Origin of the sequence: Vibrio sp. 10N.247.310.17 (assembly GCF_041466605.1) — a bacterium.
Lineage (GTDB): Bacteria > Pseudomonadota > Gammaproteobacteria > Enterobacterales > Vibrionaceae > Vibrio > Vibrio tasmaniensis_A.
On sequence record NZ_JBFSTC010000027.1, the window covers coordinates 25,655 to 46,573 of the forward strand.

Below are 20,919 nucleotides of genomic sequence, written 5' to 3' on the forward strand. Positions count from 1 at the left end.
ACTTTGTATTAGACCCCACTAAAAGAATCACCTACATAATCAAGGTATTTAAATGACGGTTAAAACTCGTTTTGCTCCTAGCCCAACTGGCTATCTTCACGTTGGTGGTGCACGTACTGCACTTTACTCTTGGCTATTCGCTAAGAACCAAGGTGGTGAATTCGTTCTACGTATCGAAGACACGGACCTTGAGCGTAACTCTCAAGAAGCGGTTGATGCAATTCTAGAAGGCATGCAATGGATGGGTATGGAATGGGATGAAGGTCCTTACTACCAATCTAAGCGTTTTGACCGTTACAACGAAATGGTTGATAAGCTACTTGCTGAAGACAAAGCATTCAAATGCTACGCGTCTAAAGAGCTGCTTGACGAAATTCGTACAGAGCAAGAAGAAAACAAGGAAATGGCTCGTTACGATGCGAACCACCCTAAAATTGTTGCAGCAAACGAAGCAGCAAAAGAAGGTGATGCATGCGTTATCCGTTTCCGTAACCCTAAAGAAGGTAGCGTAGTATTTGATGACCAAATCCGTGGTCGCATTGAAATCGCAAACAGCCAACTTGATGACCTAATCATTCGTCGTACAGACGGTGCTCCAACTTACAACTTCGTAGTTGTAGTGGATGACTGGGATATGGGTATTACACACGTTGTTCGCGGTGAAGACCACATCAACAACACACCTCGTCAAATCAACATCTATGAAGCACTAGGCGCGCCAGTTCCAACTTTCGCTCACTGTGCAATGATTCTTGGTGATGACGGTGCGAAACTTTCTAAGCGTCACGGTGCTGTATCAGTAATGCAATACCGCGATGAAGGTTACCTACCAAATGCACTAAACAACTACCTAGTTCGTTTAGGTTGGTCTCACGGTGACCAAGAGATCTTCTCTCAAGAAGAGATGATTGAATTCTTCAGCCTGAACGCAATCAGCAAGTCTGCATCTGCATTCAACACTGAAAAACTACTTTGGTTGAACAACCACTACATCAAGACTTCTGAGCCTGAGTACGTTGCAAAATACCTGCAATGGCACCTAGATGCACAAAAGATCGATACAACAAACGGCCCAGCTATCACTGAAGTGATCAAGCTAGTTGGCGAGCGTTGTAATACGCTTATCGAACTTGCTGAGCAATCTCGTTACTTCTACGAAGATTTTTCTGAGTTTGAAGCTGGCGCAGCTAAGAAGCACCTACGTGGTGTTGCTAAAGGCCCGCTAGAGCTTGCTCTTGCTAAGGTTGAAGCACTTGAAGAGTTCACTACAGCAAACATCAAAGATGGTGTGATTGCAGCAGTATGTGAAGAGCTAGAGATCGGTATGGGTAAAATCGGCATGCCACTTCGCGTAGCAGTAACGGGTGGCGGTCAGTCTCCTTCTGTGGATGCAGTGATGGATCTTGTTGGTAAAGAGCGCGTAATCGCTCGTATCAAGATGGCTCTTGAGTTCATCGCAGAGCGTGAAGCTAACGCTTAATTGAGCTTTTGCTAGATTCAAAAAAGGGTCAGTAACTTGGTTACTGACCCTTTTTATTTGTCTCGAGTTTTAGCTAATAAATAAGCTTAAATCTTTTTGAAGATGATTGAGGTGTTAATTCCGCCAAAGGCAAAGTTGTTGCTCATCAGATATTCAACATCCAATTCGCGACCTGAGCCCGTGATGTAATCAAGCTTGCCGCAGCGTTCGTCGATGTTCTCAAGGTTCAATGTTGGGCTGAACCAGCCTGAATGCATCATCTCTAGGCTCAACCAAGCTTCAATCGCACCACACGCACCAAGCGTATGGCCAAAGTAGCTTTTCAACGAACTGATTGGCACTTCACCAAAGATGTTCGCGGTCGCATTACTTTCTGCAATATCGCCTTTTTCAGTCGCCGTTCCGTGCGCAGAAACATAGCCAATTTTCTCAGCAGGAAGTTGTGCGTCTTTCAGTGCTTTCTCCATACAAATTTGCATGGTTTCCATCTGAGGTTGGGTCACATGAGCGGCATCGCAGTTGCTGGCAAAGCCGATGATCTCAGCGTAGATTTTTGCGCCACGAGCAACAGCATGTTCATACTCTTCAAGAACAAGCGTACCTGCGCCTTCACCGATGACTAGGCCATCGCGCTCGCTGTCGTAAGGGCTAGGGGATTTTTCTGGTGTGTCGTTTTTCAAACTGGTAGCAAAAAGGGTATCGAAAACGGCAGACTCAGTTGGGCAGAGCTCTTCACCGCCACCGGCAACCATTACGGTTTGGTAGCCGTGTTTAATTGCTTCATAGGCGTAACCAATCGCTTGGCTTCCTGAAGTGCAGGCACTGCTGGTGGGAATCACGCGACCGCGCAGGCCAAAGAACAGTCCAACGTTGACCGCAGCGGTGTGTGGCATCATTTGAACATAGGTGGTTGCTGTAATTGCTCGTGTCGATTTCTCGTTAAGCATCACGCCAAACGCACCAACCGCATCGGTACTGCCGGTTGAAGACCCGTAGGCAATGCCAGTTTCTCCGTTAGTCAGAACATCATGTCCAATCAACCCGGCTTGTGTTAAAGCATCTTCAGTCGCGACAGTGGCTAAGCGAGAAACCCGACCCATGCCTCGAACCTGTTTGCGTTTGTAGTGTTTTGGCAACTGGAAGTCATCAATAGGCGCAGCTAGCTTAGTGTTGAGGCCATCATACTGCTCAAAGCTTGGCATATATTGAGTGGCATTTTCACACGCTTTCAGTTTTGGCTCGATGTGCTGCCAATCATTACCAAAGGCAGTAACACCAGACATGCCAGTTACAACAACGCGGCGGGTCATACTAAGCCTCCATTAACTGAAATTACTTGGCGAGTAACGTAGCCTGCAATATCAGACATGAGATAGCTCACTAGGCCGGCGACTTCTTCTGGCTCGCCCATGCGGCGCAGTGGAACTTGAGGAAGGGCATGATCTTTCACGTGCTCATCAACCATGCCGGTATCAATTAAGCCTGGAGCGACACAGTTTACCGTGATCTTGCGTTTCGCTAACTCTAAAGCTAGAGACTTAGTTGCGCCAATTACGCCCGCTTTTGCTGCAGCATAGTTGGTTTGACCACGATTACCCATGATGCCCGATACAGACGCCAGAGTAATGATGCGACCGCCTTTGCGTTTCTGAACCATTGGCATCACACAAGGGTGAAGCACGTTGTAGAAGCTATCGAGATTGGTATGGATCACGCCATCCCACTCTTCTTCCGTCATGGCTGGGAATGCTGTGTCACGAGTAATACCCGCATTGTTCACCACACCATAGTAAGCGCCGTGCTCGGTAATATCTGACTCAAGCGTTTCGCGACACTCGCTGCGATTGCTGATATCAAATTGGATCAGACGCCCCGCGCCACCCAGTTCGGTTATCGATTTTAATGTGTTTTCAGCACCTTGCTTGTCACCCATGTAGTGAACGGCGATTTCAAATCCGTCTTTCGCGAGTTGAATTGCGATCGCTTTACCAATGCCTTTGCTGGCACCTGTGACTAAAACCTGACGGGTCATGATGGGCTCCTAGTTTTCATTTCTTGTAATTTTTGTTCGGTCGGCACGTAGACGTTGAGTTGGCATTGAGCTACTAACTCACCTTGGTCTTCGACTCGGGCGGTAAACACGGCCATGCCACTGTCTTCCATCAGTTGCTCGGCGTAGATATCAAGGGTCTGACCTTGAGTGAACTCATCACACAGTGACTTGTAGCGACGAGAACCGAGTAAGAAGCCGATTGGAGGAGTCGTGCCGTTTTTCAGCGCATGGTATCCAGACCATGCCGCCACAGACTGCGCCATAAACTCGATACCCACATAAGCGGGTACGGTTTGAGATTCGGCATTAAAGAACAGGTTATGAGCACCAATATCGACCTGACAGTGAATCGACAACGCCTCTACGTTGATAGCACGATCGATTAATATCATCGGATCATCGTGTGGGAGAAGTTGGTCTACAGAAGGGATATCAGTCATTTACTACACCAAAAATCAGGCTAATGTTGTTGCCACCAAAAGCGAACGAGTTGCTTAAGATGTTCTTTACTTTAAGTTTCTGGGAACAGTTTACCAAATCAATCTCAATATCTTCAGCTTTATCCTGACATTTTTGTAAGGGAAGCGGTAAGTCATATTTTAAAATATGCCATGCTATTGCAGCCTCTATCGCACTTGCGGCTCCAAGAGTATGCCCGGTAAGAGGCTTGGTGGAACTGACGGGAACCTTGTTTGCAAAAATACGATGAATGGCTTTGCTTTCCATTGAATCATTGAGTGGCGTTGCGGTGCCATGAGCATTGATATAACCGATGTCTTCAGCTTGTAACTGAGCAGAATCTAACGCCTTTATCATCGCTTGCTCAGCGCCGTTCCCTTCAGGGTGAGGCGCTGAAATATGGTGTGCGTCAGAGCTATCGCCACAGCCTAACAAGGCAATGTTCGACGTGTCTTGCGTTGTATTAACACCGACCAGCTTTGCCTTGCTAAGCAACATAAATGCTGCTGCTTCTCCGATGTTGATACCATCTCGTGTTGCACTAAACGGCTTACAATGTGTGGTTGAAAGTGCTTCAAGACCATGAAAACCATTGAGCGTTAGCTTACATAAGGTGTCGACACCTCCAACCAACACAGCATCAGCCATTCCAGAATCTAACAAACGTTGTGCGGTCAGAAATGCACGGCCACTGGACGAGCAAGCGGTCGATATCGCATAGCTTGGTCCTGTTAATGCACAATGTTGGCTAACAAATTCAGAGGTATTGCCCAATTCTTGTTTTGAGTAATGGTAATGCTCAGGAAACTCACCATGTGCCAGTTTATGTTTGAATGCCGCTTCGCCGTCTGAGATACCTGAGGTACTGGTGCCAATAACTACGGCAATTCTGTCTGCGCCAAATTGTGATTTTGCTTGCTTAATAGAGTCTTTGATTTGATTAAGAGCGGATAACGCCAGCTGATTGTTGCGAGTGGCGTATTGCGTTAGATCAGATGGGATCGCTGGCAGTTCGCCAGCCACCTTACCGACGATAGTGTGCTTACCGTCATTCAACATATCGCTTACTTCAACCATGTTTGATTCATGCTCGCCTTTGAGGCAGCCATGAATGTCAGCAACGCTTGAGCCTAATGCGGAGTGGAAACCACAGTCTTGGATATAAATAGGCATAATGTTCAGCTCTTACTTGGGTTATCGACAATCGTTGAGTTCAACGTTTGAATAGTGATGGTGTAGCCTTGAATCAAATGCTTGAAAACAATATTGCCCGTGGTTTTGTGTGTTCCGGGCTCTGCATGGTAATCAATTTCAATGATTGCCTGTTGGTTTTCATCAAATACGGTGCGGCTGTTTTCTGTATCGACCAAATGCCAACCAATGCTTTGCAAAGGTTGGGCCCATGCTTCTGCTGGCCATAAGGTGAGCATTAAATTAAATAACACCTGCTCAGGTTGCGGCAGGGTTGCTCCAAGACCGGACAGAACTTGAGTCTCAATGGCTTGGTTCTGGTATTGCAGCGATAAGATGCGTGTTCCCCAAGAGGAAAAACCCGCTAACACGACTTTATCTGATGTGACTTCGACTTGAACAGGCAGTTGCTGTGTATCGTCTTGCCATGTTGCGCTGATCAGCTGACTTGCCGTAAATGAGTATCCCAGTTCAGCAGGCAGCGGCAAGGCGAGCTCTGTGTCTTTGTCGATTGCGACACTTGCGCCTGTAGGCTGTTGAGACACCATCGAACAAGCGCTGAGTAGTAAGCCCAATCCAACGGCGAGCGCTATCTTGATTGTTTTGTTCATCTAAAAGCCTCTCGAGAGTTTGATTTTTCCGCTGCTTGTTGGTTGTTGATTGCAAGTGGCGAAAGCAACCACGCGACGAAAATACCAGTTAGGACGGTAACACCGAAGCTATGAATGGCATGAGTCTGACTCAGTGACAATAAGCCAAATGAGAGTAGCGTTGTGAGGCCTGACAAAGTAATCGCTAATAAGGTGCTTAGTGATTTCTTCTGTTCCGCAAAAAATAGGGTGTAGTCGATACCAATTCCTAAAATCAGAATTAGACCAAGCAGATTAAACAGGTTTAACGTTGAGCCTAAAATGCCCGCTATCGCTAAACCAGCGACTCCGGCAATTAATGAAGGCAACAGCATTAATAGGCTTTGCTTCACACCGTAGCGCCAACCTAACACCATTCCAATAGCGGCCAAAGCTATCAATAATAGCTCGGTGATCTTGACTCTATATTCCGAAAAGAGAGCGGAGATTTCATCGGCTTTATTAAGGTATTTAACGCCTTGTTGCTGAGCAAAGCTTGAATCGAGCCATTGAGAGAACAATTCTGAATTCGTGACGTCTTTTATCAAAATGACTGACGCGGCTTGCCCATCGATCGGTTTTAACCAAAGTGGTCGAACAGGTTCTGACACCGGTGATTCTAAAAATCCAGATACCGTGATTGCCTCGAACTTAGGTTGCTCTGGAAAGCTAGGCCAACCAAGAGTGTTCTGTAAGATATGGCTTTGCTGGCCATAGAGCTGTTCAACTAACTGATAGTTATCATGCTGGTCTTGTTCGCTTAGCAACTGTTGATTGATGCTGCGATATCCGGAGATACCTTGGCTATCGACCAAAGAATCTAAGCTCGTGGTGATATCTGCCAGTTTTTTTAGCAGTTTTTGATCGCTGTTGGCGGTCACCAGCAGCATATTTTGACCACTACCTAATCCTGAGATTTCAGTAATGGCTTGCTCTTGCTGTTTGAGTTGCTCTGGCATCGCCTGAAGTTGGCGAATATCGTCGTCGTAACGAATTTGACTGAGTGATATCAAACTAACGACAGTCACTATTAATGGTAAGCCAATTCTAAATTTTTGGTTGCTCCAGAGGCTTAACCAAGTATGCCAAAGCTTCGACAAGGGAAGAGGGCGTTCTTGGCTTGGTTTTGCCGCTAAAACCGGATACCAACACACCACACTGGCGTAAGCTGCGATCAGTCCAATCGACGAAAACAGAGCAAGTTGCTGCAATCCCGGGAAAGGTGCCACCAACAGACCTAGGTAGCCAATCAAGCTGGTGATCAGACCCAAGGTGATCGCAACGATAATATGTTTCAACCCTTTGTCGCTTTGCCATTGATTACCAGCCGCCAAGCGATCAGTCAGGTAGTGAAAGGAGTAGTCGATGGATACGCCAATCAAGCTAGCGCCAAACACCAAGCTAAACAGGTGAACTTTACCGAAGATAGCGACGGTGCTTGCCAGAGCGACCAATAATCCGGTACTGATTGAAAGCAAAGACAAGGCAAGTGGGAGGGCGCTACGAAATGTTAGCCACACCAATAAAATTACACCGGCCAATGAGCCCAAACCAATGGTACTGATTTCTGATTTCGCGCTTTCGGTACCGTAATTGGCGTAGAACACCACACCGGTATGCTGCACTTTGACACCAAACTGCTTTTCGATCTCGCGCTCAATTGAATCAAGAGCAGGAAGTTGCTCTTGAATCGCTAAACTATAAGGCGAACCCGCCAGAGTCGCCGTCACCAAAATGTGAGTTTGCTCATTAGATTGAGCTGTGAGGTATCCCTCTTTCAGAACAAAGTTACTTGATTGAACGCCCACAGCACTGATGTAGTCGCGAAATAACAAGAATGGGTCGAGAGATAGCTCTGCTGCGGTGACGCCTGAGAACGGATTGTACAAAGACTGAATGACATATTGAGCTCGCGAATCCGGCGAGTGTGTCAGCGTCTCTTTTTGTTGTTGAGTTAGAAGTTGAGCTCGGTGACGAAAATAGAAATCGCTCCATTGGCTTTGCGTGCTGGCGTTGATCTTGCCTTGAACTTGCTTAAACAGAGTTGGCTGATTTGAGAAAGATCTTTGGTTGAGGGCTTTTTCAAAAGCATCAGTCGCTGTCATGGCTTGTTCGACGTCGGAGGCGCTTATGATAAACACCACTTGCTCGCTCATCGAGCTGGATATCTGCTGAAAGGCTTGCTCTACCATGGGGTCTTGCTGGTTTTCTGGTAGCAATTTCATGATGTTGCTTTCAATCGGTACTGACGAAGAAAAAGCGAATTGTTTGATCAACAATCCGCTAAATAGCATTACGACAACAAGCCAAGCAAGGGCTAGGCTAGAATTGGAATTGTTGCGCTTCAGCATCTGATAATACTTCCGGTAGATGTCTTAACTGGCTAAATTCGATCACTGTGCTGTCCCCACGAACTTCTCTAAGTTTGATGCGTTCAATGTCACCTCGTCCTTGCAGCGTGATAGCTTCAAACACCGCGTTCATCGGAGCACTTTTCGGCTTTAGAGTGAGTGTCCATCGTGTGTCTTGTGAATTTGAGTTTGCACTTTCATCAGAATTTTTCGCAGTCGCTGGTTCAAATGACAGTGAGAATTGCTCTTGAAGTTTTTGCGTGTCGCCGTGAAACACTGATAAGAAGATATGGCTGAAATAAAACGCCATTGGGTTTTCTTTATCGGTAATGATCTTAGCGGGTTGATCGGCAAACCTTTGGCTCAGTTTGTTATCGGTTAGCACCAAGCTCACAGGAAAGGGGGTCGCTTGTGTCCAAAGCAACCCATTCGACTTGTCTAACAGGAAAGTACCTTGTGATGTTAGAGGTTGGGCGAACATTTCCATGTTACGTGTTTGAGTAAACTCACCACGAACGATACTATTTTCGCTTAACACGGTTTGTAGTTCTGTAATAGAGCCGACAGCATTCGTGTTCTCGCTAGCGCCAGTAAAGTGACTCGCCATCATTGAAGCAAGCCCGAGCAGTACGATACTGATTTGCTTACGCCCGTGTTTAAACAGACTCATGTTTCACCTGCTGCTGTGTGTTAGGTACTTGCGGTTGCTCTGATTGGTGATCGTTTGATTGCTGCTCAGTTGATTGGGGTAAGCAGCCAAATTGATGCCAGTGTTCGATTTTATCGGTAAACACTTTCGGCGAAGCAAAACACATCTCTTGCTCTTCAATGGTTACTGCAACCTGCATGGTGTGAGCGCGTGTCATACGAGCACCGGTGTTGGCATCGTGAATTTCGTAGTCAACACGCAAGCGGTTTTCCCACTCAGTTAACTTAGCGGATACCGTGATCTGATGATTAAACGGTATTGCTTTGATGTACTTTACGCGCGTGTCGATGAGCGGCCACATGTAGCCAGAATCCTTCATCTCATGGTAGTTGTACTCAATCTTATCCATCATGATGCGCCTAACTTCTTCAAAAAATCGGAAGTAGTTGCCATGGTAGATCACGCCCATTGGGTCGGCATCTTGGAATGAGGTTACTAAAGTAACCTCTGATTTTAATGGATGAAGGATTTCAGACATAAATCGCTCTCAACAATATTGCGTAAAGGGTTAGCTACTCTAGGAGTAAAGTGACCAGTGTTGACTTTGAATACGAGCAATGAAGTGGCGTAGATCGCCTTCAAGTGGTCGATCTTCTACGATAAATTCAAACTCTTTAAGCACTTCGTCGCGAATGTGCTTTAGGTTTTCACTCATGTGGTGCTCATCAAGCTCATTATGGCGTTTACGAAGCTCAAGCGCTTGTGTCCCCGCCAGAAGTGATGCTGCCGCTACTTGTTCAGTCAGTTCAAGAACGCGTAAGCAGTCACGAGCCGCAATGGTGCCCATGCTGACTTTGTCTTGGTTGTGACACTCGGTTGAACGAGAGAACACGCTTGCTGGCATGGTGTGTTTTAATGCTTCTGCTGTCCAAGCTGAAACGCCAATCTGTACCGCTTTGAAACCGTGGTTGATTGGTTTACGTTCGCCTTCAGCACCGGTTAGGTTAAATGGCAAGCCGTTGTTGAACTTGTAATCCATCAACTGCGCCATTTGTCGATCAAGTAGGTCTGCAAGGTTGGCTACCGCTGTTTTTAGTGTATCCATTGCCATTGCGATATGACCACCGTAGAAATGTCCACCGTGCAGTACGCGCTCATTGTCGCCATCGATAATTGGGTTATCGTTAGCGCTGTTAAGCTCGTTCTCAATCATTTGGCGTAGCCAAGGCAGAGAGTCTTGAACCACACCAATCACATGTGGGGCACAACGCAGTGAGTAACGATCCTGTAGGCGAGCACTGTTACGTGGCGGACGATCCGCTTGTAAGTCATCACGTAGCCATGCAGCAACTTGCTGTTGACCCGGATGAGGCTTCACTGCAAACAGCACTTCATCGAAATGGAAATCGTTGCCTTGCATACCTACAGACACCATTGCGGTGATCTTAGTCGACAGCTGAGCTAGGTATTCTGCACGTTTGTAGGCGATACAAGCCAGAGCCGTCATTACCGACGTGCCATTCATCAATGCTAAGCCTTCTTTTGGCTTAAGCTTGATAGGGTTAATCCCTAGCTCTTTGTAAACGTCACTAGTAGGGCGAACTTCACCTTTGTAGATGACATCGCGCTCACCAATCAGTGCTGCTGCCAGATAAGACAGCGGCGTTAAATCACCACTGGCACCAACCGATCCTTCTTGAGGAATACGCGGTGAGATATCTTGATTGATCAGAGTGACGATCTGGTTGAGCAAATCGTGAGTCACACCAGAGACACCTTGTGACAATGAACAAAGGCGCGTTGCTAATACGGCACGAGCTTGCTCATGAGACAGTATTTCGCCTAAACCACAGCCATGAAAGCGCGTTAGATGCAGTGGTAATTCATCAACAAGGTTTGGTGGAATTGCAACGGTACATGAGTCACCGTAGCCCGTTGTCACACCATAGATCACGCCTTCTTCTTTCAATAGGCGTTCTAAAAAAGCGACACCGCGGTCGATCTTTGATGTGAACTCATTACTTGAGTTCATCGAGGCTTTTGCGCCTTGTGAAATAGCGACAACATCCTCAATCGTGAGGCGTTCGGCACCAAAGGTGATGCTATTTGGATTTTTTTTCGTCATGGTGCTTGCTCAATGTCCAAAAGTTAAAAAAGTTGTACCACTGAAGCGGTGCTTTCAGTGTGTAGTGCTGAAGTCGGTCTGCGTATTTCTGCACGACTTGCTGTAAAGATTGTTCGCGAGTCTTCCTTGGTAGCTCTATTTTGTCGCTGAAATGCTCAAAATAGACATTAAAATGCGGTTTGGTTTGTGGGTCATCTCGTAGGCCAAACAGTAAGAATACTGGCGCTTTGAGAACAGAGGCTAACATAAATGGCCCTTGAGGGAAGGGAGCTTCTTTACCCAAGAACTCTGCCCATACTGAGCGACTCTCTTTGCTGGTGGAGGTTCTATCGCCAACGATCACAATCCATTCACCTTGCTCCAATTTTTGTTGCAACAAGATGGCGGTATCAGGGCCCATCGATGTCACCTGAATCAGGTTTAAATCAGACTGTGGGTTTACCGCTTTCATCACCGAATTAAAGCGTTCGGCGTGTTCCGTGAAGACCAGCGCATTGATTTTGATGTGTGAGTGTCGACGTCCCAAAGCGCGGCACAACTCGATATTACCAAGGTGAGAACCTAGGATTAGCACACCTTGCTGGTTTTCCACCATACTTTCGAATTGCTCTTGACCATGAATAGTCAGGTTATCGACTGAAAAATCGCCTTTCCATGCGGCTAATTTGTCTAGCATGGTGTGACCAAACGAAAGCAGGTGGTTATAACTGGTTAATTCAGCGGGTAACTCAATATTCTGTTGCTCTGCGTATGTCTTAAGCTGGAATAGGTATTGCTCAGAAGCGTTTCGCGCGCGCTTGCCTGTCAAATGGTAGTAACGCATCACACCGCGCAAAATTAGGTTGAATACACCTCGGCCTAATAGTGAGTACACAGCTAACAACAGTTTGATACCGAGAACTGTGCCGCGCTCTTGAGTTCTGGACCAATGAGGCTGTTCAGTGCTATTTGGTGTCTGCTGCGCCTGATTGCTTTCTGAAAATTGTGTCGAACTTGTTAGGTGATCTTCAGAATTTGATTTGAAGTGACGAGCAATCAGCTTAGGGGCTCTTGGCAGCATGCCGAAGAACAGTCGAGTATGCATCCAACTGATTTTTACGTTGTCCCACAGCGCATCGAAATGAGAGACACCATTTTCAGGGTAGATGACTCGCGTCTCAATGAAGTCAATGTCGCAACCTTCCCAGTATAAGCGAACCAGAATCTCGATATCGAAGTCCATTCTCGAACCGACATCGTATTTATTCAGTACTGTTTGTGTCTTATCGATTGGATACGCTCTAAAGCCACACATGCTGTCTTTAATCGAGAGAGATAGAGTTTCTATCCACACCCAAATATGTGTCGCGTAGCGCCCGTAGAGCCTTGCCTTCGGTACGCTATCGTCATAGACAGGCTGACCTGAGATCAGGCGCTGGGGCTTAGCTTGTGACGCTTCGATTAATGCGGGTAGGGCGTCTAGGTCATGTTGACCGTCAGCGTCAATCTGAATGGCATGACTAAAGCCGAGATCCTGTGCTCGTTTGATGCCAGCCTTTACGGCACCGCCTTTACCTTGGTTCTGCTCTAGCGTCACCAAGGTTACGTTTGAATTCTCTACTAGGGGAGCCAGAAACTGTTTCGTGGTGAGTTCACTGCCATCGTCAACGATGATGATCGGCAACTCAAAATGATGGAGTGACGACACCACTGCAGGCATGGTTTCACCGTGGTTAAAGCACGGGATTAGGAAGCAAGCTTTGTAGTTGCTTTCTTTTGTTACGTGTTGAGAAGCAGCCTCAGCAGGAGCGCTATTCACTTTTCTCTCCCAGCTTCATTTTTCCTGAAGAGTGGGTCTGTTCACCGTTGTTTGAGGTGTAGCTGAAGCTCAGCTTGTCTTTGTCAGCATCCCATTTGAGTGATAACTGGATTGTGGCGTCAGGAAGGATAGGCTCTTGGAATTTGATGACCTCCATACCTTTAAAGTAACCAGGGACATTTAACTCTTGGACAGCATAGTGAAGTGCCCAGTCAATTTGTGTCACACCGGGAAGAATAGGGAAGCTCTTAAAGTGCCCCTTAAAATCGGTGATGTCTCCGGTAACATGGAGTGTCAGGGTCGATTCTTTCTCTACAGTGTCAACAGCAATGACGTTTGGTTTTCTCTTATCCATAGCGTGTGCTTAGAATCCTTGGGCTAAAATGGGTCTTCTGACAAAAATATAAAAAGATAATCTCAGTGTAAAATACGATCAGCGGTTTCTATGATTTTACGAGCTGCTCTATGTGAGAGGTTAGTCGCTTGCCTTGGCTGTTGAGGGGAATCTCAGCAACAATGCGATACTTTCTTGGAATAGCGATTGGCTCTAACCATTTTCTGAGTTCTGAACGTAACATTAACCAGAATTTACCTTTACTCATGGTTGCGAGAGTCACTTGGCCTTCCTCTGATAATACCAAAACCGATGCTAAAATTAAGCGTTCAGGCTCTTCAAAGGGAATGACCACACACTCGCTTATCCAAGGTAGTTGCTCCAGTCGCTTTTCAACTTCAACCAGTGATACTCGTTTTTCTTCTATCTTGATCACTCGGTCGGTTCGGCCTTTCAATATAAATTGATTCTCTGAGACCATTTCGCACTCATCTGCGGTTTGATACCAGTTGTTTTTGTCGATGTACGGCGACAATAACTTAATGCAATTCTCACTATTAAGACTAGCCTTAATACAGTCAAAAAGCTGCCAAGGTGTTTGAACGCTCTGTTGCTGACGAAACGCGATGCCGCCGGTTTCTGTGCTGCCAAACACCTCGATAGGTAAATGCCCAAGCAGATCTCGTGATTGATGAGCCGACTCGGTAGGTAAAGGGCCACCAGAAGAGAACACCCCCGCTAGATGCGTAGACTTTGTCTCGTGTTTTAATCGTTTGAGTAGCGCAGGGCTGCTGATCAGCACGCTCTGCTTGTTAGCGTGAGACAGGATCTGTTCCGGGTATTCGAGATTGTTTCGAGAAAATGGAACGCTAGAACAAAGCGGCCATAAGATTCGAAACAACAGACCATAGATATGTTGGTGTGAGACGGTGCTGTGGACTTGGTTGTCTTTAAGCAAGGCGCCCCAGTTTTTATCTAGCTGAGCGATTTCAATATCTAGGTGTTCTAAGGTCTTATGGATTGCTTTTGGTGTACCGCTTGAGCCTGAAGTAAACAAGGTCAATTGGATTGCTGCTAACTCAATGGCGGGAAGATTATCGGTTAGAGGTTCTCGTATTTCGGTGTCTAATAAGGTTTGGATATTGCGAACTTCATTTATTTCCACTGCACCAATCGCATCATCGACCAACAGACAGTCAAAATGCTCACTCAGCTCGGCAAGCGCACACGGTTGATAGTTACCTGGCAAGATGATGTGTTTGTTGCTGGCTGCGCACGCTAAAAAGGCCACTGAAAATAGGTAGCTGTCTTGGGTGCAAATCGCAACTCGTTGAAAAGGGGATGAAGATAAAAGCTGTACGAGTTGAGATAAGTCGTCGTTAAATGTTTGCCACGAAATCTCGCTATTGTCGTCAAAGCAGACAATAGAATCAGGCGATCTGTTCTGACTGAGAAGTTCAGACAAGGAAGTGTAAGAGACGGTTTGGGTCATAACAATTTAACTCTGACGAATGCGCTGTCTTACTACCCACTCTCCTGCAAAGAGCAACCCTGCAAATACATAGCTGAGTAAGCCATTGTATAGGGTCCATATTTCAAGAGGTTGGAAGCAGGTGTAAAGGGCGATAGAGCCATTGATAACAAAAAACAGACACCAAACTTTGGTGACTGTTCGTGTGTAATCAACGCCACTTTGTGGAAGTTCTGGCTCTTGGAGGCGAGCAAGCCGCTCGATAATCGTTTGCGGTTGCCATAGGCTCGAGGCGAACACAACCAGCATACAAACATTAACGATGACGGGGTAATAAGTTAGCCAGCCGTGCTCTTTGAAGGTTAACCCTAATGCCAGCAGAACAATTCCGGCACTTCCGCTGATCCAAGCTAGGTGTTTTAGCTCTTTGATTTTAGCCTGACCACCGGTGAAAATGCGGACAGCAAAAATAGCGGCTAAGACGATACCAACGGTTTGTAGGCCAAACTTGTTGAGTCCAAAGTAAACCGCTATTGGATAAGTGAAAAGTATGATTGCCGACAGTAAAGTCAGCAGAGGACGCATTATGCGTCCTTCAATAGTTCAACCACAGACTCGACAACGTCATTAACGGTGCGTACTGCTTTGAACTCTTCAGGCTTGATCTTCTTACCTGTAACGTTCTGTAAATGAACGACCAAATCAACGGCATCAATGCTGTCGAGGTCTAGGTCGAGATAAAGGTGTGCTTCTGGAGTGATATCTTCAGCATCAAGCTCAAACAGCTCGATAAGCGCATCTTTAACCTGGTTGAATACTTCTTGTTGGTTAGCTTGTGTCATAAAGATCTGTCTAGTTGTTCGTTTTAGATGAAATGTAGTTAGCTAGGTTTTCAACCGATGCAAAATGCTGGCGAGTGTTTGAATCGTCGGCATCGATAACAATGTTGTACTTTTTCTTGATAGCAAGGCCGAGCTCAAGGGCATCGATAGAATCTAATCCAAGTCCATCACCAAACAGTGGTGCTTCCGTTTCAATTTCATCAATGCTCATATCTTCAAGATTCAGTGCGTCGATAATCAGTTGTTTTAGTTCGTTGTGTAATGTTTCCACTTAGGCCTACTTAGTACTTTATCTAAATGCTACTTCAAGGGGGGCGATTCTACATTATGTGATGTATTTTCGAAACGCTGATATCACCAGTTATTTTATTGATGAGCTAAATATTTTCTTCGGAAGGAAAAATAGTCTGTGCAAGGTGTTGATTGAGGCGCCTTGCTGCCGAAGTTAAGTTATTTGAATTCTCAATAAAGGGTGCGACGTCTATTTTACCTTTCACTGCGATATGAAAAAAGGGTTTAGTGGCAGGAACTTGATACCATTTTTTCTCTTTTGTTAAGAATGTCGGAGAAACTGTAATATGAATCACGCGTAAGTCGGTTTGTGTTCGAGTGGCAATTTGTGCCGCACCACGTTGTAAGGATGGTTCAATTCCTGGCGTTGTGCGAGTTCCTTCAGGGAAAACTAACAATACATTTCCACGCGAAAAGCGTTCTTCACAGCGTTCTAAAAGATCGTCAGGGGTTTGGTTGGGTATGTATCCCGCTGCTTTGACAATCCTCTTCATAAACGGGTTTTCCCATATTGCCGCTTTAACAAGACAATCACATTGAGGAAGTTGAGAGGCGATCAGTACATAGTCAATCAAGCTAGGGTGATTGGCGACAATGATGCAGTTGCGATCTTCGCGGAGCAGTTCGGCGCCATCAATTCGGTAATCAATCGCGCCTGTGAACTTCATTATTTGGCAGAATGCATTGAATGAGAAACGGATTAATCGTTGTGCTTTGAGCTCTCTTTCTATGACGTTGCGAGTCGTTAGGGCGATCGAAGGTAAGATTAAGAAGCTTAAGACTAAGCCTCCCAAACCAAAGATGGTAAAGCAGAGCCCCGTCGCGAATACTCGCCAACATTGGCCTACTTTGCTCATTTCTGTGCACCTGCTTGGGCGTTATTGACCCAGAACCAGTTTTGGTGCTTACCAGCAATAGTCCAATGCTGTGTTCCCAATAGGATATGTTGTAGCGTTTGTAGGCCTTGCGGTAAATCAGCGGCTGAGCTGTCTCTAACTTTGGGGGGGCTAGCGATTGGTTTACTTGTTACTGCTCTCGAAACCGAGTAGTCACTGCCTGCCGTGAGTACTAAACCTAGAGCGTAGTCAGCATAGTGCTGATTTTCGTATTCTCGATATACATCAGGCAGAGGTTGGTCGAAGTCAATGACGAGTACACGATGTGACGGATACTGATGTAGGTAAAGATAAGCTTCAATCAGGGCGTTGTGAAAGGTATCTTGCCCAGCAGCGATAGAGGTCAGTGGAATCGGTGCTTTTGCAGCAATCGTTGTTAGACCTGCAGCGGTGTTGTGTACCGATTGGGAAAACGCCATTGGAGAGGCGTCGTCACCTTCTAATATTGATTGAATTAAAGTGGCTGTTCGGTGGAGCTCACCATGCCGACTGGCAAAAACCAGATAATCAATCGAGGTATCTTTTAATAGGGTTAATGCGGTTTGGACGGCCAGTTTGCTTTGCAGGCTCATTCGGCGGCGCATCATAGGAGGGATGGCTTTAAATTCGGTTGAGCCATTTTGTGGCCAATCTAAATGAGTGCTCCACGTTTGCCACTCGGCAACGGAATAGAGGCCTGGCGAATTTGCTGACCATTTTTCAATATTAAACGACATTAATTGGGATTGATTTGACATAGAGTATTGATTTACTTTGGGTCTAACTAATACTATGCATGCTTATAAATAAACACGGGTAAGGAGTTTAAATGAAATTACTAAAAATAGCCGTTTCAATGTTATTTATACTCGTTCTTGCAGGCTGTGGACGTGTCCAACCTGTAATGAATGTTGAGGATACTCCAGTTGCTTTGAATCTTCAAAGTAAACAGGTGAAATCAGCGATTTATGAGTCTGCTGAGAACCGAGGTTGGTTGGTTTCAGAAATTAAGCCAGGCCTAATCCGTGCTGAACTGTATGTCCGTTCACATCATGCTGTGGTTGATATTCCATATAATGATAAGTTTTACTCTATTCTTTACGTCGAATCCGAGAATTTGAAGTACGACGATGGTGAAATTCACCGTAATTACAACCGTTGGGTTAATAACTTGAACGTTGATATTAAACGCAAGCTTGCACAAATGGCTGCTATGTAGCTCTCTATTATTTTAAAGTTAGGTTTTTCGTGTCGGAATATAAATTAGATCCATTTAACGCATTAGAAGCAAAAACAGAAGCGCAAAAATTGTCTTTTGCTCCTATTGTTTTTCATACAGCTCGTACACTTCGTGATTTAGGTATTTTGAAAGCGTTAGATGACGCGGGCAATGATGGTTTACCCGCTGAAACTATTTCTCAAGCAACGGGTGTATCCGAATACGGTGTCAAAGTTCTGCTTGATATGGCGTTGAGTGCTCACATCGTTACTTGGGATAAGCCTTATTATAAAATGGCTAACCTAGGTTTTTATCTATTGCACGATGGCATGACCAACGCAAATATGGATTTCACGGCTGATGTCTGTTACGCCGCGATGATGCATTTAACTGAAGCGATTGAAGAAGGTACACCCGCGGGCTTGAAAGAGCTGGGTGACTGGGAAACGATTTACCAAGGTTTGTCTCAATTGCCAGAAAAAGCAAAAGAGAGTTGGTTTAAGTTTGATCATTTCTATTCAGATCGTTCGTTCCCTGTGTTACTTGAGAAAGTTTTCAGTAAGAAGCCTAAATCGCTGGTGGATATTGGCGGTAATACAGGTAAGTGGGCAATGCAATGTTGTAACTACGACTCTGATGTCGAGGTGACGATTGTCGATTTGCCGCAGCAATTAGAAATGGCAATGGCAAACGCAACACAGCACGGTCATCAAGACCGAGTGACTCCATTCCCCGCTAACATGCTTGATAAACAGCAAGCGCTGCCGACAGGTACGGATGTGTGGTGGATGAGTCAGTTCCTTGATTGCTTCTCGCCAATGGAAATTCTTAGCATATTAAAGCGTGTTCGCTCTCATATGTCAGAAGACGCGACTGTTTATATTCTTGAACTGTTTTGGGATGCACAGAAATACGATGCGGCTTCTTATAGCTTAAATGCGACGTCTCTCTACTTCACTTGCTTGGCCAACGGCAACAGCCGCTTTTACCGCAGTGAAGATTTCCTAGAGATAGTGGAAGAGGCTGGCTTTGATGTGGTGACTCGTACCGACGATATCGGTCTTGGGCATACGCTTCTGGAGCTGAAAGCTAGCGCGAAATAATCATGGTAAACATGGCTTAAATTAATGAAAAAACTGTCAACTCAAGTAGTGATCATCGGAGCTGGCCCATCAGGGTCTATTGCGGCGTCTTTGCTTCATAAAAAAGGCATCGATGTTCGAGTGATTGAAAAAAGCCTTTTCCCCCGTTTTTCTATTGGTGAAAGCCTGTTACCAGCGTGCATGGAAGTGATCGAACAAGCGGGCATGAGCGAAGCTGTGGCTAATGCTAACTTCCAATTTAAAGATGGCGCGGCTTTTCGTAAAAATGGTGTTTATACGGCGTTTAATTTTGAAGATAAGTTCTCTTCTGGGCCGGGAACGACGTTTCAGGTTCAACGAGGTACTTTTGATAAGGTAATGGCAGACTGTGCTGAAGCGCAGGGTGTTACCATTGATTACCAACATGAACTGATAGGCATCAACTTCGCTGAAGACCGTACTATATTAGATGTACAAATACAGGGTGGAGAGCGTTATCAGCTAGAGGCTCAATACGTCCTTGATGGTAGTGGTTTTGGTCGAGTGTTACCCAAGATGCTCGATTTAGAAGAGCCATCACGACTTCCTCCGCGCAAAGCTATCTTCACACATATTAATGATCATATCTCAGCAACGGATAGTGATCTTGAATACGATCGCAGTAAAATTTTGGTCTCGGTACATCCAACCAATCCTGATGTTTGGTATTGGTTGATTCCCTTCAGTAACGGAGTCTCTTCATTCGGTGTGGTAGGGGAACCTAAATTCTTTGAATCATACCCAGAAGACAAGATTTCGGCGATTAAGCAGCTGGCAACAGAAGAGTCGGGCTTGGCCGAGATTTTGGCAAATGCGGAGTATCCAAATCCCGCAGGCGAAATTGGTGGCTATTCTGTCAACGTTAAACATCTTGCAACCGATAAGTATGCATTACTGGGTAATGCGGGGGAATTTCTTGACCCTGTATTTTCATCGGGAGTGACTATTGCGATGAAGTCGGCTCAGTTTGTCGTTGAGTGTGTGGAAAAACAACTCAATGGCGAGAAAGTCGACTGGGATCGTGAATACGCTGAACCATTGATGATTGGGGTAAATACTTTTAGAACGTATGTTGAAGGGTGGTACTCGGGGGCTCTTCAGGATGTGATTTTCTATCAAGAACCAAACCCGAAGATAAAGCAAATGGTATGTTCGATTTTGGCGGGCTACGCATGGGATCAAAGCAACCCCTATGTAAACGAGTCAAAACGTCGATTGAAGACGCTGGCAGAGATATGCCGAAGCTAGATGGTCTATTTAGTATAAAATAGAATGCTAAATGGTCACTATGGTTAGCCATAAATCAAAACAGCCGCAATGCGCGGCTGTTTTTGTATCTGATAATCAGCCTCTCAGCTCGAGTACCAACTCCAGTACGTCAGAATCCAAAGTTTCTAACGAAGTTATCGAGGTTGATACTACTTCAGATCAATGCTGTTCAATCGTCCCATAAAGATAAGCAGCTCAATCACATCTTTGTGAGCTTCAAGCAGTGCTCGTTTGGTTTGGCTGTAGGCTGCGAGTCGACCGTGTTTTCGTATAGAGCATACTTTTGTTCTATATTTGTAATCACCATTCTCAGAGAAAACACGCCATTTCGCTATGTAGCACTCGTCGCGATGTTCAGGGTCACTCTGCGTTGGATTAGGCTTAAATACAATTTTAGGCTCTAAACTATGAGGCAGACGTGTCATGAGATAGGGTTCTTTGAGGACCTTTGGCCAAAACTTGCCCCAAAGCTGTCTACCTAGCTCATCTCTTAATTTGATGGTTTTCTTGAGTGCTTTGTCTTCCCCCATACGAACAAAGCCAACTGAACGATGTAATACCGTATCGTCGGGTGTATGAATGTGGATCTTAAAAGCGGTCTTACCTTTCGAGATAAAGCGGTAACCGGTAGCACCAATTAGATTATTCTGGCTCATAGTTCGCTAAATGATGATTATATTATTAATAAGATTACGACAAATACCGCGAAACCGAAACTAATCCTCATGAAAAAAATAAAGCCTTAGTACTTTTGCTAAGGCT

21 protein-coding genes and 2 pseudogenes are annotated in these 20,919 nt (G+C 45.6%); 4 read left to right on the forward strand and 19 right to left on the reverse strand.

The window, feature by feature from the left end; all coding sequences use genetic code 11:
• Positions 1 to 52: 52 nt before the first annotated feature.
• Positions 53 to 1,480: a glutamate--tRNA ligase gene (gltX, locus tag AB6D80_RS10020; RefSeq protein WP_372188419.1), complete on the forward strand. Its 1,428-nt coding sequence runs from the start codon at positions 53 to 55 to the stop codon at positions 1,478 to 1,480.
• An 86-nt stretch (positions 1,481 to 1,566) separates the two neighbouring features.
• On the opposite strand, the gene AB6D80_RS10025 is transcribed toward gltX, so the two are convergent.
• The 18 genes and pseudogenes from AB6D80_RS10025 to AB6D80_RS10110 all read right to left on the reverse strand — a co-directional run bounded on the left by AB6D80_RS10025 (position 1,567) and on the right by AB6D80_RS10110 (position 17,306).
• Entirely contained in the window at positions 1,567 to 2,790 is a 1,224-nt protein-coding gene (locus tag AB6D80_RS10025; protein ID WP_017076850.1) for a beta-ketoacyl-ACP synthase, read from the reverse strand.
• Positions 2,787 to 3,512 (reverse strand): 3-ketoacyl-ACP reductase FabG2, encoded by a 726-nt coding sequence (locus AB6D80_RS10030; protein WP_372188420.1) that lies wholly within the window; start codon positions 3,510 to 3,512, stop codon positions 2,787 to 2,789. Before AB6D80_RS10030 ends, AB6D80_RS10025 begins: the two co-directional genes overlap by 4 nt.
• On the reverse strand, positions 3,509 to 3,973 hold the full coding sequence (locus AB6D80_RS10035; protein ID WP_017106323.1) for a hotdog family protein: 465 nt from the start codon (positions 3,971 to 3,973) through the stop codon (positions 3,509 to 3,511). Before AB6D80_RS10035 ends, AB6D80_RS10030 begins: the two co-directional genes overlap by 4 nt.
• Positions 3,966 to 5,165 carry a beta-ketoacyl-[acyl-carrier-protein] synthase family protein gene (locus AB6D80_RS10040; protein ID WP_372188421.1) on the reverse strand — a complete coding sequence of 400 codons (1,200 nt, stop codon included), beginning with the start codon at positions 5,163 to 5,165 and terminating at the stop codon, positions 3,966 to 3,968. Before AB6D80_RS10040 ends, AB6D80_RS10035 begins: the two co-directional genes overlap by 8 nt.
• A gap of 5 nt (positions 5,166 to 5,170) precedes the next feature.
• Positions 5,171 to 5,794 carry a DUF3261 domain-containing protein gene (locus AB6D80_RS10045; protein WP_102384893.1) on the reverse strand — a complete coding sequence of 208 codons (624 nt, stop codon included), beginning with the start codon at positions 5,792 to 5,794 and terminating at the stop codon, positions 5,171 to 5,173.
• Entirely contained in the window at positions 5,791 to 8,163 is a 2,373-nt protein-coding gene (locus AB6D80_RS10050) for an MMPL family transporter (RefSeq protein WP_371702704.1), read from the reverse strand. The genes AB6D80_RS10045 and AB6D80_RS10050 overlap by 4 nt, the downstream gene beginning before the upstream one ends.
• The gene (locus tag AB6D80_RS10055) at positions 8,135 to 8,833 is read right to left on the reverse strand and encodes an outer membrane lipoprotein carrier protein LolA (protein ID WP_372188424.1); all 699 of its coding nucleotides are present in this window, start codon (positions 8,831 to 8,833) and stop codon (positions 8,135 to 8,137) included. The genes AB6D80_RS10050 and AB6D80_RS10055 overlap by 29 nt, the downstream gene beginning before the upstream one ends.
• The gene (locus AB6D80_RS10060) at positions 8,820 to 9,350 is read right to left on the reverse strand and encodes an acyl-CoA thioesterase (RefSeq protein ID WP_371702700.1); all 531 of its coding nucleotides are present in this window, start codon (positions 9,348 to 9,350) and stop codon (positions 8,820 to 8,822) included. Before AB6D80_RS10060 ends, AB6D80_RS10055 begins: the two co-directional genes overlap by 14 nt.
• A 39-nt stretch (positions 9,351 to 9,389) precedes the next feature.
• Positions 9,390 to 10,937: a histidine ammonia-lyase gene (gene hutH, locus AB6D80_RS10065; RefSeq protein ID WP_372188426.1), complete on the reverse strand. Its 1,548-nt coding sequence runs from the start codon at positions 10,935 to 10,937 to the stop codon at positions 9,390 to 9,392.
• Positions 10,915 to 11,880 (reverse strand): annotated as a pseudogene (locus tag AB6D80_RS10070) (glycosyltransferase family 2 protein); the annotation flags it as partial. The pseudogene AB6D80_RS10070 and the gene hutH, both read right to left, overlap by 23 nt.
• Positions 11,881 to 11,942: 62 nt before the next feature.
• Positions 11,943 to 12,735 (reverse strand): annotated as a pseudogene (locus AB6D80_RS10075) (glycosyltransferase family 2 protein); the annotation flags it as partial.
• Complete coding sequence (locus AB6D80_RS10080; RefSeq protein ID WP_065678580.1) at positions 12,728 to 13,090, reverse strand: 3-hydroxyacyl-ACP dehydratase; 363 nt, start codon at positions 13,088 to 13,090, stop codon at positions 12,728 to 12,730. The pseudogene AB6D80_RS10075 and the gene AB6D80_RS10080, both read right to left, overlap by 8 nt.
• An 88-nt stretch (positions 13,091 to 13,178) precedes the next feature.
• On the reverse strand, positions 13,179 to 14,561 hold the full coding sequence (locus AB6D80_RS10085; protein WP_371702696.1) for an AMP-binding protein: 1,383 nt from the start codon (positions 14,559 to 14,561) through the stop codon (positions 13,179 to 13,181).
• Positions 14,562 to 14,567: 6 nt separating this feature from the next.
• Positions 14,568 to 15,125: a septation protein IspZ gene (locus AB6D80_RS10090; protein ID WP_372188428.1), complete on the reverse strand. Its 558-nt coding sequence runs from the start codon at positions 15,123 to 15,125 to the stop codon at positions 14,568 to 14,570.
• Positions 15,125 to 15,382 (reverse strand): acyl carrier protein, encoded by a 258-nt coding sequence (locus AB6D80_RS10095; RefSeq protein ID WP_009848591.1) that lies wholly within the window; start codon positions 15,380 to 15,382, stop codon positions 15,125 to 15,127. The genes AB6D80_RS10090 and AB6D80_RS10095 overlap by 1 nt, the downstream gene beginning before the upstream one ends.
• Before the next feature lie 10 nt (positions 15,383 to 15,392).
• Positions 15,393 to 15,653 (reverse strand): phosphopantetheine-binding protein, encoded by a 261-nt coding sequence (locus AB6D80_RS10100; protein ID WP_009848590.1) that lies wholly within the window; start codon positions 15,651 to 15,653, stop codon positions 15,393 to 15,395.
• A gap of 106 nt (positions 15,654 to 15,759) precedes the next feature.
• Complete coding sequence (locus tag AB6D80_RS10105) at positions 15,760 to 16,530, reverse strand: 1-acyl-sn-glycerol-3-phosphate acyltransferase (RefSeq protein ID WP_009848589.1); 771 nt, start codon at positions 16,528 to 16,530, stop codon at positions 15,760 to 15,762.
• The gene (locus tag AB6D80_RS10110; protein ID WP_371702694.1) at positions 16,527 to 17,306 is read right to left on the reverse strand and encodes a beta-ketoacyl synthase chain length factor; all 780 of its coding nucleotides are present in this window, start codon (positions 17,304 to 17,306) and stop codon (positions 16,527 to 16,529) included. Before AB6D80_RS10110 ends, AB6D80_RS10105 begins: the two co-directional genes overlap by 4 nt.
• Before the next feature lie 71 nt (positions 17,307 to 17,377).
• Here AB6D80_RS10110 and AB6D80_RS10115 point away from each other — a divergent pair, with 71 nt between their 5' ends.
• Genes AB6D80_RS10115 through AB6D80_RS10125 form a run of 3 tightly spaced genes read left to right on the forward strand, consistent with a single transcriptional unit; the run spans position 17,378 to position 20,136 of the window.
• Positions 17,378 to 17,767: a hypothetical protein gene (locus tag AB6D80_RS10115; protein ID WP_017103990.1), complete on the forward strand. Its 390-nt coding sequence runs from the start codon at positions 17,378 to 17,380 to the stop codon at positions 17,765 to 17,767.
• A 29-nt stretch (positions 17,768 to 17,796) separates the two neighbouring features.
• Positions 17,797 to 18,870, forward strand: a complete 1,074-nt coding sequence (locus AB6D80_RS10120; protein WP_371702692.1) for a methyltransferase — start codon at positions 17,797 to 17,799, stop codon at positions 18,868 to 18,870.
• A gap of 24 nt (positions 18,871 to 18,894) precedes the next feature.
• The gene (locus AB6D80_RS10125) at positions 18,895 to 20,136 is read left to right on the forward strand and encodes an NAD(P)/FAD-dependent oxidoreductase (RefSeq protein ID WP_102257953.1); all 1,242 of its coding nucleotides are present in this window, start codon (positions 18,895 to 18,897) and stop codon (positions 20,134 to 20,136) included.
• Positions 20,137 to 20,306: 170 nt separating this feature from the next.
• Here the strand turns inward: AB6D80_RS10125 and AB6D80_RS10130 are convergent, their stop codons facing one another.
• Complete coding sequence (locus AB6D80_RS10130) at positions 20,307 to 20,813, reverse strand: hypothetical protein (RefSeq protein ID WP_009848584.1); 507 nt, start codon at positions 20,811 to 20,813, stop codon at positions 20,307 to 20,309.
• Positions 20,814 to 20,919: the final 106 nt, after the last annotated feature.